Below are 14,541 nucleotides of genomic sequence, written 5' to 3'. Positions count from 1 at the left end.
TTTTGCTATTTTTTGTGGCATATTTATAATAAAAAACTACATTTGCCGTCTTTTATCAACAGTTTGCACTACAATTTTTCGTGCGGACTCTTGCTTTTTAATTTTTATTATATTATGATGATAAAAAAACAAAGGAGTTTTCTTATGAGCCGTCCCAATATTATATTTCTTATGACCGACCAGCTTCGCGGGGACTGTCTGGGATATGCAGGTCATCCTGATGTAAAAACACCATATCTTGATACACTGGCCTCCACCGGTACAGCCTTTGACCGCGCCTACAGCGCCTGCCCGAGCTGCATCGCTTCCAGAGCCGCCATCCATACAGGGATGGGGCAGAATCATCACGGCCGTGTAGGCTATCTGGATGGCGTCCCCTGGGAATATGAGCATACGCTGGCCGGGGAATTAGGCCAGGCCGGCTATTACACTCAGTGCGTCGGCAAGATGCATGTCCATCCTTTAAGAAATTATCTGGGCTTTCATCATGTGGAGCTTCATGACGGATATCTGGGATATTCCAGGCGGGCAACGATTCCCTACCGCGAGTCCCAGCTGGTAGCCGACGATTATTTCTACTGGCTGAAAAATGAGCTGGGAATTTCCGCCGATGTGACAGATACGGGGATTGAATGCAACAGTTATGTGGCGAGGCCCTGGATGCATGAGGAGAAATACCATCCCACCAACTGGGTTACTGAGAGAAGCATAGACTTTTTGAGACGGCGTGATCCTGGGAAGCCTTTTTTCCTTATGGCTTCTTATCTCAGGCCCCATCCCCCTTTTGACGCACCCCGGCATTACTTCGATTTATACCGGGATCAGGAGCTGCGCCCACCGTATGTAGGCACCTGGGAGACGGACGAATTGTTAAAAAGGGACGGACGGATCTATGATTCGAAGACGGGTCCCATTGATGCAGAGCTGATACGCCAGGCCCAGGTGGGATATTACGCCTGCATCACCCATTTAGACCATCAGATAGGGCGGCTGATTCTGGCTCTGAAGGAGCAGGAGCTTTACGATAATTCCATTATTATCTTTACCTCAGACCACGGGGAGGAACTCTGTGACCACCACATGTTCCGCAAAGCCAGACCTTACGAGGGAAGCTGCCACATCCCGCTTATCATCTCGGGAGGAAAGAAGTTTCTGCCGAAAGGGGCCGGTTCCTCCCGGTGCAGCAGTGTAGTGGAGCTTCGGGATATTATGCCCACGCTGCTCGATTTGGCAGACGCCCCTGTTCCGGATACAGTGGACGGCAAATCGCTCCTTCCTCTGCTTGAAGATCCGGCGCGGGCTGTGCGTCCCTGGCTACACGGAGAGCATTCCTTTGATGAGTATTCCAACCACTGGATCGTCACCGAAACAGACAAATACATCTGGCATTCACAGACCGGTCAGGAGCAGTACTTCCATCTGGAAAAAGATCCCCATGAACTCACGGATCTGATTGAGGAAGATTCCTGTAAGATACGGATTCAGGAGCTTCGCGGACATCTTATAGAATCCCTGGAAAACCGCAGGGAAGGTTTTGTGGAAAATGGGAGACTGGTGCCTGGACGCCCCTATCCGCCCGTTCTTTCATAAAACGGAAAAGGAGAATAGCATATGAAAAGACAAATCATCCTTATAATGACAGACACCACACGCAAAGATATGCTGGGCTGCTATGGAAATCCTAAAATGATCACACCGAATCTGGACCGGCTGTCCGCCGAAGGCATCCGGTACGAGAATGCCTATACGTGCCAGCCGGTCTGCGGTCCGGCCCGGTCCGCCATATTTACCGGAACCTTTCCGCATACTAATGGGGAGGTGACGAACTGTGTAGCCATGGGAGATAATATAAAAACCGTAGGCCAGCGTCTGACGGACAACGGTATTCACTGCGGTTATATCGGCAAATGGCATTTAGACGGCGGTGACTATTTTGGCAATGGCATCTGCCCGGAGGGATGGGATGAGGCATACTGGTATGATATGCGCCGGTACCTGGAAGAACTGACGGAGGAGGAACGGCTGAAATCCAGAAAATCCACCACCTCCTTTGATGAAGATATGACAGAGGAGTTTACATATGCTCACCGCTGTTCCAAAAGGGCGGCAGACTTTCTGGAACAGTATAAAGATGAGGACTTTTTCCTGGCCGTTTCTTATGATGAGCCTCACGGCCCTTCGCTCTGTCCGGCACCGTACAACACCATGTATGACGGATTCTGCTTTGAGGACAGTCCCAACTATGAGGACGATTTAAGTCAAAAGCCACTGATGCAGCGCTTATGGGCAGGGGAGAACTTACATAAAACCAGGGAGGAAATCAACTGTCCTTCCGGAAAATTGTCCCTGTTTTTAGGATGCAACTCGTTTGTAGATTACGAAATCGGGAAAGTCCTTGACAAAATCCGGGAGACGGCTCCTGACGCTATGGTTATCTATACCTCCGACCATGGAGACATGCTGGGAAATCACCGGCTTACTTCTAAAAATGCTGCCTGCTACAAAGAGGTCGCCAACATCCCGCTGATCATCAAAGGCGGCGAGGCCGGCAAGGTGGTGGATTACCCGGCTTCCCACATTGATCTGGCTCCCACGATTCTGGATTACATGGGCATTCCCATTCCCAAGATGTTGGAGGGGAAAAGTATGCTGCCTCAGATCAACTGCACCGATATCCGGATCAATGATGAGGTCTATACAGAATTCACCCGGTATGAAGCGGACCACGACGGATTCGGCGGACTGCAGATGATGCGTGCCGTCATTTCAGACCGGTATAAGCTGGTGATCCATCTTCTGGACAGTGATGAGCTGTACGATATGGAAAAGGATCCGGCAGAGATCTGCAACCGGATCCAGGATGAAGACTATTCCGAAATTCGCAATTCCCTGCATGACAAAATCCTGGAGCAGATGAACCGGACCCGCGACCCTTATCGTGGATATCAGTGGGCCTGCAGAAGCTGGCGCACGGACAAGGAGCCGACCTGGAGCAACGATGGCTATACCAGACAGCGGGAAAATGAAGAGTATGAGCCAAGACAGCTGGACTACGATACCGGACTGCCCATGACGGAAGCGGTGAGGACGAAGATATCCAGGAATTTAAAGAGATAATAGAGCAGTCTTTTTCTGCAAAGAATAACGACGCCTCTCCCACCTGTTGAGGTTGGGAGAGGCGTCGTCGAAAATTATAGGCAGTGGCATTGAAATAAATATTCCATCGCATAAGACAGGGAAGTATTCAGATGTTCCTTCATCAGTGAAGCGGCCAGCTGGTAATCCTTCTGTAAATACGCCCCGTAAATCTTTAAATGTCCCCGTTCTATTTCCCGTTGGTGCTGCAGAGACGTCTCATACATGTTGGAGAAGATCGTCAGCTGGCTCCTCTGTTTCCCGGCGGCGCGGGCCAGGCGGCTGTTGGCGCAGAAATCGTAGAAGATCAGATGAAAATGATCGGAATAGCCTGTCCATGTCCTGATTTCCTCTTCCGTGAGACTTTCTGTCTCTAAAACCTTTTCCGTATAATGTATGTTTTCCGCCAGTGCCTTCTGTACCTTTTCCTGATCAGGATAGTGAGAGGTATAGAGAATGGCCAGGGCATCTAAATCCCCCATGAATTCATAGAGCTCTTTCAAGTCCTGTTCCCCGATACTTATGACATTGACGCCGATGTTGGAGTAGGAGACGACCAGTTCTTCCTCCGCAAGCCGGGTCAGAGCCTCGCGGATCGGGGTGGAGCTGACTCCGAAGCGTTCCTGTAAGTGTTTTAGCGTTAATTTCTCACCAAGCCGGATTCTCTGTGTCAGAATGTCCTGACGGAGAATATCGTAGATTTGCCCGGAGAGAGTGGTTTTATTTAAATCCATGCCGTATCCTTCCTCATTAAAAAACTCATATCCATCATTTATATTCATATTACAACAGAAAAAATAGTTGGTCAACCTTATAATTTTACATTTTGCAAAATGCATATTGCAAAATGTAATCATAGATGGTACAATTCTTAAAACAATAATTATGTGACGCGTTAAAGCGAAAAAGCAGAGAACGGGAGAAGGACATATGAGAAATGAGGAATTACTGAAACGGCTGACCCAGGCCCAGGGAATCGCCGGCTATGAAAAAGAAGTGAGAGAGCTGATTGAGAAGGAAGCCGCAGCCTATGCGGACGATATGATAACGGATGTGATCGGTAATCTGATAGTAATTAAGAAAGGACATGGAGGCCCGCAGTCGAAGAAGATCATGTTTGCGGCCCATATGGACGAAATCGGTTTCATGGTGAAGAAGATCGAGGAGGACGGCCGTCTTCGTGTCTGCAACGTGGGATGGAACTGGGCGGCCTCGGCTTACAACGCCAGAGTGCGGTTCCGCAACGGCGTAACCGGCGTTTTTGGCTGTATGGGAGCCATCGAGGATACCCATAACGATGTGGGCAAGCTCTATATCGATATCGGAGCAAAATCTAAGGAGGACGCATTAAAATACGTTAAAGTCGGCTCCGTCTGCGGCTATTACGGAGAATACGTGGATCTGCAGAACAATCTGGTGTGTTCCAAATCCCTGGATGACCGGATCGGCTGTTACCAGCTTCTGGAGGCGCTGAAGGAGAATGACGGCACGTATCCAAACGATATTTATTATGTATTTACTGTGCAGGAAGAAGTGGGATGCAGAGGTTCCAAGCCGACGGCAGAGCGGATTCGTCCTGATATCGGCATTGCGGTGGACATCACGCCGGCCCACGATTATCCCTGCGATTTGGAAGGCAGCAATACCGTAGGAAAGGGCGTTGCGATCAAATACGCGGATCCGTCGGTAATCTGCGACGAGGAAGTGGTTGCAGCCATGGAGGAATGCTGTGAATGCGAACGAATTGCATGGCAGCCCGAAGTCATCGACAAGGGCGGAACGGATGCGTCCAGCATGAATATGTCCGGTGTCGGAGCCAGGGCGGGCGGAATCGCCGTCGTGACCAGATATCCCCACTGCCAGAGCTGTGTAGCCTCAAAGGATGACATCGAGGCGGGAGCGAGATTATGTACGGCAATTTCAAAGCATGAATTCCGCTTCTGAGTGGGATGGGAGGCGTCGGGTGAAACAGTACATATTGACACATGGAAACCTCCTGACGATGAGGGACCGCACCATAAAATACGATACGGATATCCTGATCAGGGACGGGAAAATACAGAAAATCGGCCGGAATCTGACTGCATTTGCAGCTCAGGAAGCGGCGGGACTCGTGAATGGATTAAACGGTGAAGCGGATGCCTGGAGATGCGAGGCAGATATATTAAACGGTGAAACAAAGTTCCTCGATATAAGCGGCCGGTACGTGATCCCCGGGCTGATCGACAGCCACTGCCACTACGACGCCGATTATATGGGAAAGATGTTCCTGGCGTGCGGCGTTACTTCCGTCAGAAACATGCGGGGGTACAAACGCCACGCTGAATATGCCGCGGAGACGCTGGCGGGAAAGCGGACAGGCCCCTATATCTATTCCAGCGGTCCCATCTATGACGGAGAAGATCCGAGTATACCGGACAATTCCAATGAAATCATCCGCACGGAGGCGGACGTGGAGCAGGCGATCGAGTATACGATCCGGAATGGGTTCTTATGGCTTAAGACGTATCCGTCCATTGAGCCGGAGCTTTACCGGTATCTGCTGAAACGAGCGAGACAGCAGGGGCTTCCCGTATGCGGCCATATGAGCAAGAAGCTGGATGATAAGGTGCTGGCAGACGCCGGCTATTACTGCTGTGAGCACAGCAGCTCCCTTCCGTCCCACAAGGCCGATATCCGCTATCTGGCCGAAGCCGGGATGTGGTTTACTCCCACACAGGCCGTATGCGAAACGCTGCCGGACTATGTCTGGAACGGTAAAATGCTGCCGGAGCTGAAGCATTTTAAAGATCTCCCGGAATGTGAGCGGGAGAGCTGGGAGAGCAGAAACCGGAAAATCATCGAGAGCTACCGCAGCCAGGGCGTTCGCCCCGATATCCGTGTGGTGATCAGCAGAGGACGAACCTTTCTGGAATATTCAGACCGGTTCATGGCCGGTACAGACTGCGCTTATCCGGGAATTATCCCGGGCTTTTCCATGGCAGATGAGCTGGAGAAGCTGGTAGAGCTCTACGGATGCACGACTTTCGAGGCTCTGAAGGCGGCCACGGTCAATCCGGCCGCGCATATTGGCCTGGAAGAGAAGAAGGGAAGTATCCGTGAAGGCATGGATGCCGATATCGTGGTATTGGCTGGGAATCCACTGGCCGATATTGGAAATGTGAGAAAAGTCAGCATGGTATTCCAGGGTACGAATTTATACGATGAGGAGACCATCAGGGCCTACGGCAGTGAGGCGGGTTTCCTGAAGAAAGAAGAGATCGAATTTATCCATTGGTAAAGAGAGAGGAGCAAGATTATGAAAAAGGGTATGGCAGTTATTCTGGCGGCGGTGACGGCGCTGTCGCTTACCGCCTGCGGCGGTTCAGGAACCGCAGGCAATACACAGAACGATACACAGAGTCAATCATCGGAGACGGGCGCGGGTGTGTCCAGCTCCGGAAATACCGATATGGTGGTGGCCATGGGCGCCGATATTGATACGCTTCATCCGTCGGATTACTCTACTACCGCAGAACTTACGGTTTTAAACCAGCTCTATGACACGATGATGTATATGAATCCGGATGGCGAACACGATCCGGAGCCGCGTCTCGCGGAATCATACGAGGTGAGTGAGGATGGAAAGACCTACACCTTCCATCTGCGGGAGGACGCCACCTTCCACGACGGCACGCCGGTTACGGCAAAGGATGCGGTATTTTCCCTGAATCTGTATAAGGATTCCCAGTACCAGAATTCCCAGGTGACGGGACTGGCGAGCGCGGAAGCTGCAGATGACCACACCGTGGTCTGCCACCTGGATAATCCGTACTCCCCGTTCCTGCTGGGGGCCTGTTCCGTCCATATCGCTTCCGAGGCGTATTATGAAAAATCGGCCGACGACTTTGTCAATAAGCCGGTGGGCAGCGGCCCGTACAAATTTACGGGAAGAAGCAAGGGAAGCAGTGTAACGCTGGAAGCGTATGACGGCTACTACCGCGGGGATGCGGCGATTAAAAAAGTGACCTTCGAGGTCATTCCGGACCAGTCTACCATGGCGATCGCCATTCAGACAGGCGAGGTGGATTTTGCGGAAATCGACTCGGCCAGCCTTCCGCAGCTGAAGGCGGATAAGAATGTCACCATCGCTGAGATTCCAACTTCCAGCTTCTCCTATGTATGCATGAACCTGGATAAGGCACCATTTGATGACGTTAGAGTGCGCCAGGCGTTAAACTATGCCATTAACCGCGAGAATCTGGTGCAGATCTGCTATGACGGAGAGGCCACGGTAAACTCCAACTTATGTTCCGCCAACCGGTTCGGCTATTCCGAGGAACAGCCGAAATACGAGTACGATCCGGAGAAGGCCAAATCCCTTCTGGCCGAGGCAGGGATCACGACGCCGTATCAGCTGGGAGAAATGCTGGTGGCCGAAAAGTATTCCAATCTCGCCACCGTAATTCAGAATGATTTAAAGGCAGTCGGACTGGAGACGACGATTTCCGTAAAGGAATTTAATTCCTATATTGGAGATCTGACCAGCGGCAGCTATACCATCAGCGCGCTGAATATGACGCTGGAGGGAGATACCCAGATGATGGAGATGGCCTTCGCCAGCGATTACATCGGAACTGCCAACAATGCCAGATATTCGGACGCGGAGATGGATGCGCTGTTTGATAAGACACGGGTTTCTAACGACAAGGAAGAGCGCGCGGAGCTCTTTAACCAGATCTTTACGAAAGCGCAGGAGGAAGCCATCTACGTTCCGCTGGCCAATCCGCTTACGCTGTTCGCATACAGCTCTTCACTGAAATGCCCGGAAATTCCGTACGAGGCAGTGTATTACATCTATGATTTTGCCTGGTAAGGCTTTAATCCGTGGAAGGGAGGACATTCTCCATGACCAAATACGTGGCCAAGCGGCTTCTGTACATGATTCCTGTTTTGCTCGGAGTCGCATTTTTAGTATTTTCCATCTTATCTATGACGCCGGGAGATCCCGGTTCCATTATCCTCGGAATCACGGCGTCGAAAGAGGATATCGCGGCTCTGAACGCGGAATTCGGGTATGACAAGCCGTTTCTGATCCGCTTTTTTAACTACATCGGGGATATCGTATTCCATTTTAATCTGGGAGTATCCTACCAGAGTCGGCAGCCGGTCATACAGGATATTGTTGCCAGATTTCCGAACACACTGCTTCTGACCGTATTTTCCATGTCCCTTTCCGCTTTTATCGGAATACTGCTTGGGATTGTCTCTGCGGTGAGGCAGTATTCCGTGCTGGACCATACGTGCGTGATTGTGGCGCTGGTGTTTGCCTCCATACCGGGCTTCTGGCTGGGGCTCATGCTTATGCTGGTATTTTCCCTGCATCTGGGGCTGCTGCCATCCTACGGCGCAGGCACTCTGAAGCATTTTATTCTGCCTACCATAACCATATCCTTAGGGTCGGCCGCCAGCCTGCTCCGCCTCACCAGATCCGCCATGCTTGAGACGGTGAGGCAGGAGTATATCCGGACGGCCCGGGCCAAGGGAGCGGGCGAGAAACGGATTATCATGCGCCATGCGCTGAGAAATGCCCTCCTGCCGGTCGTCACAACGCTGGGAACCAGCTTCGGGGCCTCCTTAGGCGGCGCGATCATTGCGGAGACCGTGTTTGCCATGCCGGGGATGGGAACCTTAATCACGACGGCTATCCGGCAGAAGGATATTCCCGTGGTCATGGGCTCCACCCTGTTTCTGGCATTTTTATTCAGCCTTATCATTCTTCTGGTCGATGTCCTGTACGCCTTCATCGATCCGAGAATCAAGGCCAAATACCAGGAGGGAGGGAAGAGCCGTGGCTAAGGGTAAGAAACGCAAGAACACCATCCGGAACGAAGTCTGGTACCGGTTTAAGAAGAATAAGGCGGCCATGCTCGGCCTCGTTATCCTGGTGCTGATCGTCGCCATCGCCGTGTTTGCCGACCTCATTGTCCCCTATTCCAAATGCATCGAACAGGACGGGGGTGCAAGACTTCTGATGCCGGGAGCCGCGCATTTCTTCGGGACGGACGAATACGGCCGGGACTTATTTGCCCGTGTGGTTCACGGTTCCAGGTATTCTCTCTTCATCGGCGTGTCCACCAGCTTAATGGCGCTGGTGATCGGCGCCGTGCTGGGAGCCAGCGCGGGATATTTCGGCGGAGTGATCGACAATACCATCTGCCGCATCATGGACGTGTTTATCTGCGTGCCGCCGATTCTCATGTCTCTGGCCGTGGTGGCGGCGCTGGGAACGAACTTAAAGAATCTGATTATCGCAATTACCATATCGTGTATTCCGGGGAATGTCAGACTGATCCGGTCGGTGGTCATGACTGTGGCCGAACAGGATTACATCCGGGCGGCAAAGTCCTACGGGACCTCCAATGCGCGCATTATTTTCAGATACGTGCTGCCCAACGCCATGGGGCCGATCATTGTAAACACGACAATGAGCATTTCCGGCATGATCTTATCGGCCGCAGGCTTGAGCTTTATCGGCATGGGAATCCAGCCGCCGTCTCCGGAATGGGGCGCGCTGCTCTCAGGTGCTCAGAAGTATATGTTTACTTCACCGTATCTGCTGTTTTTCCCGGGTGTCTTTATTCTGCTCGCTTCCCTGGCGTTTAATCTGGTGGGGGACGGACTTACCGACGCCCTGGATCCCAAACTGAAGGACTAAGGAGGTGGCGCAATGAGTGAAACGATACTGGAGATCGAGAATCTGTCCGTGGTATACGAGACGGATATGGAGACGGTGCATGCCGTAAACGGAATCAGCTTCTCCCTGGGAAAAGGGGAGACTCTGGGGCTGGTGGGAGAGACGGGGGCCGGAAAGACGACGACGGCACTGACAATCCTGGGTCTTTTGCCGGAACGGACAGGAAAGATTACGGGAGGTGCCATCCGGTTTGAGGGGACGGAGCTTGGGAAACTGAGCGCCCATGAGATGGAGAAAATCCGGGGAGCCAGAATATCCATGATATTTCAGGATCCTATGTCGGCCTTAAATCCGGTCCTCACAGTGGGCAGCCAGATCGCCGAGGCCTTAGAGCTTCACAACACCGACGGTCTGTCAAAGAAAGAGATTGAAAAGCGGGTGGAGGAAACTCTGGAAATGGTGGGTATTCCCAAAGAGCGGAAGGCCAATTATCCCCATCAGTTCTCCGGCGGCATGCGTCAGCGCGTGGTGATCGCCATGGCCCTGATTCTGAGTCCGGAGCTTTTAATCGCGGATGAACCGACGACCGCCCTTGACGTTACCATACAGGCGCAGATACTGACGATGATCTGTGACCTTCAGAGAAAATACGAAACCAGCGTAATCATGATTACCCATGATTTGGGGGTGGTTGCGGAGACGTGTGATAAGGTGGCCATCGTCTATGCCGGGGAGATTGTGGAGTACGGAACGCTGAGCGATATCTTTAACGGCGGCAGGCACCATCCCTATACGGAAGGGTTGTTTGGATCCATTCCCAGCCTTACGGAGGAGGCGAAGCGCCTTCATCCCATCGAGGGAATTCTGCCGGATCCGACGAACCTGCCGAGGGGCTGCAAATTCTCGCCCCGGTGTACGAAGTGTATGGAGCCGTGCAGTCTGACAGCACCGGCCGTATATGAGGAAAACGGCCATCTGATCCGCTGCCATCTGTACCGCGATAACAAAGGAGGGCAGGAGTGATGGAAGATCTGCTGTTGGATGTAAAACATTTAAAGAAATATTTTGACACGCCCTCCGGTCTGCTTCACGCAGTGGATGATGTGAGCTTTTCCGTTAAGCGGGGAACGACGCTGGGAGTCGTGGGAGAATCCGGCTGCGGAAAATCCACGCTGGGTTCCACGCTTTTATACCTTGACGAGCCCACGGGCGGCGAGATCCTGTTTGAGGGAACGAACCTTCAGAGTGTGGGAAAGAAGGAATTCAAACGGATACGCCCCAGAATGCAGATGATTTTTCAGGATCCCTACTCCAGCTTAAACGGGCGCATGAATGTCCGGCAGCTGATTGCGGAACCCCTGATCGTCAATAAGGTCTGTAAGGATAAGAAGGAGATCGAGGCGCGGGTGGATGCCATGATGGAGACCGTCGGCCTGGCCAGACGCCTTGCGGGCGCCTATCCGCACGAGCTGGACGGAGGACGGCGCCAGAGAATCGGAATCGGCCGGGCGCTGATTATGGAACCGGCCTTTGTCGTATGCGACGAGCCGGTGTCGGCCCTCGACGTGTCGATTCAGGCTCAGATTTTAAATCTCCTGATGGACCTTCAGGACAGCATGAACTTGACGTATCTGTTTATTACACACGATCTGTCTGTGGTCAAACACATATCCGATGAGATCATGGTCATGTACCGGGGGAAATGCGTGGAACAGGCATCGTCGGCCGAGCTTTTCCGGAAGCCGCTCCATCCGTATACGAGAGCCCTTCTGGCGGCGATCCCCGATCCCAGCCCGGAATCGAGGAACAAGAAGAGGAGTCTTCTCCAGGGAGAGGTGGCCAGTCCGGTGAATCCGGAGCCGGGATGCCGGTTTGCGGCACGATGTCCGTTTGTGAAAGAGGAATGCAGGACCGGTGAGATTATGCTTGAAGAAGTCAGCCCGGGACACTTTGCGGCATGTCCGGGATGCGTGGACAGAATGGAGGAGTAAAATGAGTGCAGAAACATACAGCTGGCCCTATGCCAATGAGATTGGGGATGAGGAGACCGTAACCAGCGATGTCCTGGTCCTGGGCGGCGGTCTGGCAGGCTGCTTTGCCGCCATAGCCGCGGCCAGAAAAGGAAAATCCGTGGTGCTGGTGGAAAAGGGGGCCGTGGAACGAAGCGGTTCTGCAGGAACGGGTTTTGACCACTGGGAATCAGCCTGTACCAACCCCTGTTCCGGGGTGACGCCCGAAGAGATCGCAGAGGCCTACGTCCATGAACAGGACTGGTACAGCAATGGAATCGCCCACTACATCGAATGCCGCGAGGGATACGACCGGCTCCTGGACCTGGAGTCTTTCGGCGGAAAGGTGAGGGATACCGGAGATGAATTTAAGGGCGCAGAGTTTCGGGATGAGAAGACGAAGCTGATGTTTGCCTATGACTATAAAAACAAATTCACCCTGCGCGTCTGGGGGACCACCTTTAAGCCTGCCCTGGCGCGGGAACTGAAGAGACTGGGCGTGAAGGTGTATGAGAGGACGGAGGCCACGGCCCTGCTTACCGCGGTAAAGGACGGAAAGAAGAAGGGAGCCGGGGCCTGCGGAATGGATGTCCATACGGGAAAATTCTATATCTTCCGGTCGAAGGCCACGATTCTCACCATGTCCAGGCCGGCCAGAGTCTGGCTGTTTAATCCGGATCTGGTGGGCTTATGCGAATTTCGTCCCATGCAGAGCATCGGAAGCGGCCATGCCATGGGCTGGCGGGCCGGAGTGGAATTTACCATGATGGAGAAATCGGTGCGCGCGGAATTTTCGGGTGCAGGAAGAAGTTTTCCCCCATACGGAACCGGCAATAACCACAATACCTGGTACGCGGCCACCATGGTGGATGCCAGAGGCGTGGAGATTCCATACGTGGACCGTGACGGAAAGGAACTGAAAACCGTATCCGAGCGGTACTATCCGGCCCGGGGCCAGAAATTCTTCCTAAAAGGCGGAGTCATCGACAATCCAAAGTATGAATACCGGGGGCCGGAAACTCTGGACTTCGAGGAACTGATCCGCCGGGGATACCAGCTCCCGTTCTATGCGGATTTGAGCCGTATGCCGGAGGATGAACGCCGCGTTATCTGGGGAATGATGGTCGGCGAGGAGGCGAAGACCAGAATTCCGATTCTGGAAAATTATACCGAACGGGGATTTGATCCGGAAAAGGACATGCTCCAGAGCTACGGCACCGGCTGGCAGTCCGCCAGCTTTCTGGACCAGGAGCGCCAGTTCTTTGGAGCGCCGGGCGGAATCATGCACGACTGGGACTTAATGACGAACATCGATGGCGTCTATGCGGCCGGAGACCAGCTGTATGCCTCTGACTGCGCGGGATTTGCCTGTGCCACGGGATATTACGCGGGAAGAAAGGCAGCAGACTGCGCATCGGATCATGAGTTTGAGGATTTTAGCAGGGAAGAGGCCGATCGGGAAAAAGAGAGGCTGTACGCGCCTCTTTACGTGAAGGATGGAACCAACTGGAAAGAACTGAACATGGCGATATCCAAGGCAATGCAGAACTACTGCGGCGGCGTGAAATGTGAGGAACTTCTAAAAGAGGGGCTGGACCTCCTGGAGAGCTATGAGCGGGAGGTGGTTCCAACTCTGTCGTGCGCCAACCCTCACGACCTCATGAGAACCCATGAGGTCCTGGATATTCTGACCGTGGCCCAGCTGGTGCTTCACGCCTGCCTGCGGCGGCGGTCCAGTTCGCAGCCGCTGTGCTTTCAAAGAAGTGATTATCCGCAGATGGACCCGGAAGGGGAACGGCGTCATATCGTCATCCGCCAGGAGGACGGCCAGGTAAGGGAGCGAAGCGTTCCTCTCGATTTCTTCGGAAATCTTCAGGAGGAGTACGAACGGCGCAACCAGGATTATATGGGGGAGGTCAGCCATGAAAAAGCCTGAATTTACAGTGAGGCCGGTTGCAAGCAGCGCCAGGCCGATCATTTACGATGAAAGCCTCTGTATCGGATGCAACCGGTGTGCATCGGTCTGCCAGTGCGATATCCTGCTTCCATCAGAAACGAAGGGAAAACCGCCCATTGTTATGTATCCGGGAGAATGCTACTACTGCGGCGCCTGCGTCATGGCCTGTCCGGTAAAAGGGGCTGTCAGACTGGAGCATCCGCTGATGAACCGGGCAAAGTTCGTGCCGGTGAGAGAACGAAAAATATAAATACAAATGTAAGGATAGTTAGAATCGCCGGAAGGCAGTGAACACTGATAAAATCAGTATTTGCTGCCTTCCTTATTTTTCTGATGAAATGCATTTGCTTTATATACAGGAATAATTAACGCATTGATAACGCAGGGGTATATAAAAGATAAACAATTGATAAATATAAGATATATACAGACTGGAAAAGGTGCAATCGTTCTCATATATAATCCTTTAACAAAAGATAAAATCATGATAAAATACATTTGCAATAATAATTACCAATTATTTATCATGATAAGTAAAAATTATGTAAGAAAAGACAAAAGGTATGAAAACCACTGCGTTTAAACCTGTGAAACGGCAGAAATGGTACGTAAGCAGCATAAAAGACAGCTGCGGGTTTATAAAAGAAGTCCAGCTAAGAAATGTCAAGAGGTGATGTGAAAAAAGTTGATATTTTTATTATCCTAAAAAAGGGTAACTTAAATAAGCCTAGCTACATGGAGATTTTAAAATTAGATGTCCAATT

Annotated in this window: 12 protein-coding genes; 11 read left to right on the top strand and 1 reads right to left on the bottom strand. The window is 52.1% G+C overall.

The window, feature by feature from the left end; genetic code table 11:
• Positions 1 to 144 precede the first annotated feature (144 nt).
• Positions 145 to 1,590: an arylsulfatase gene (locus H8S75_RS28520; protein WP_187024412.1), complete on the top strand. Its 1,446-nt coding sequence runs from the start codon at positions 145 to 147 to the stop codon at positions 1,588 to 1,590.
• Between the two features lie 21 nt (positions 1,591 to 1,611).
• On the top strand, positions 1,612 to 3,117 hold the full coding sequence (locus H8S75_RS28515) for a sulfatase-like hydrolase/transferase (RefSeq protein ID WP_187024411.1): 1,506 nt from the start codon (positions 1,612 to 1,614) through the stop codon (positions 3,115 to 3,117).
• A gap of 74 nt (positions 3,118 to 3,191) precedes the next feature.
• Here the strand turns inward: H8S75_RS28515 and H8S75_RS28510 are convergent, their stop codons facing one another.
• Positions 3,192 to 3,869, bottom strand: a complete 678-nt coding sequence (locus H8S75_RS28510; protein WP_187024410.1) for a GntR family transcriptional regulator — start codon at positions 3,867 to 3,869, stop codon at positions 3,192 to 3,194.
• Between the two features lie 196 nt (positions 3,870 to 4,065).
• Here H8S75_RS28510 and H8S75_RS28505 point away from each other — a divergent pair, with 196 nt between their 5' ends.
• Genes H8S75_RS28505 through H8S75_RS28465 form a run of 9 tightly spaced genes read left to right on the top strand, consistent with a single transcriptional unit; the run spans position 4,066 to position 14,027 of the window.
• Positions 4,066 to 5,079, top strand: a complete 1,014-nt coding sequence (locus tag H8S75_RS28505) for a M42 family metallopeptidase (protein ID WP_187024409.1) — start codon at positions 4,066 to 4,068, stop codon at positions 5,077 to 5,079.
• Between the two features lie 19 nt (positions 5,080 to 5,098).
• Complete coding sequence (locus H8S75_RS28500) at positions 5,099 to 6,415, top strand: amidohydrolase family protein (RefSeq protein ID WP_187024408.1); 1,317 nt, start codon at positions 5,099 to 5,101, stop codon at positions 6,413 to 6,415.
• Positions 6,416 to 6,433: 18 nt separating this feature from the next.
• Positions 6,434 to 7,990, top strand: a complete 1,557-nt coding sequence (locus H8S75_RS28495) for an ABC transporter substrate-binding protein (RefSeq protein WP_187024407.1) — start codon at positions 6,434 to 6,436, stop codon at positions 7,988 to 7,990.
• Between the two features lie 32 nt (positions 7,991 to 8,022).
• Positions 8,023 to 8,973 carry an ABC transporter permease gene (locus tag H8S75_RS28490; RefSeq protein ID WP_002604373.1) on the top strand — a complete coding sequence of 317 codons (951 nt, stop codon included), beginning with the start codon at positions 8,023 to 8,025 and terminating at the stop codon, positions 8,971 to 8,973.
• Complete coding sequence (locus H8S75_RS28485) at positions 8,966 to 9,832, top strand: ABC transporter permease (RefSeq protein ID WP_187024406.1); 867 nt, start codon at positions 8,966 to 8,968, stop codon at positions 9,830 to 9,832. Before H8S75_RS28490 ends, H8S75_RS28485 begins: the two co-directional genes overlap by 8 nt.
• 12 nt (positions 9,833 to 9,844) lie before the next feature.
• Complete coding sequence (locus tag H8S75_RS28480) at positions 9,845 to 10,834, top strand: ABC transporter ATP-binding protein (protein WP_187024405.1); 990 nt, start codon at positions 9,845 to 9,847, stop codon at positions 10,832 to 10,834.
• On the top strand, positions 10,834 to 11,802 hold the full coding sequence (locus tag H8S75_RS28475; protein ID WP_187024404.1) for an ABC transporter ATP-binding protein: 969 nt from the start codon (positions 10,834 to 10,836) through the stop codon (positions 11,800 to 11,802). Before H8S75_RS28480 ends, H8S75_RS28475 begins: the two co-directional genes overlap by 1 nt.
• Position 11,803: 1 nt before the next feature.
• Complete coding sequence (locus H8S75_RS28470; RefSeq protein ID WP_187024403.1) at positions 11,804 to 13,756, top strand: FAD-dependent oxidoreductase; 1,953 nt, start codon at positions 11,804 to 11,806, stop codon at positions 13,754 to 13,756.
• Positions 13,743 to 14,027, top strand: coding sequence for a 4Fe-4S dicluster domain-containing protein (locus H8S75_RS28465; RefSeq protein ID WP_187024402.1), 285 nt, complete (start codon positions 13,743 to 13,745; stop codon positions 14,025 to 14,027). Before H8S75_RS28470 ends, H8S75_RS28465 begins: the two co-directional genes overlap by 14 nt.
• Positions 14,028 to 14,541 lie beyond the last annotated feature (514 nt).

This window comes from Hungatella hominis, assembly GCF_014288005.1.
GTDB lineage: Bacteria > Bacillota > Clostridia > Lachnospirales > Lachnospiraceae > Hungatella > Hungatella effluvii.
The sequence above is the reverse complement of the archived record's forward strand: the minus strand, read 5'-3'. Positions and strand labels throughout refer to the sequence as shown.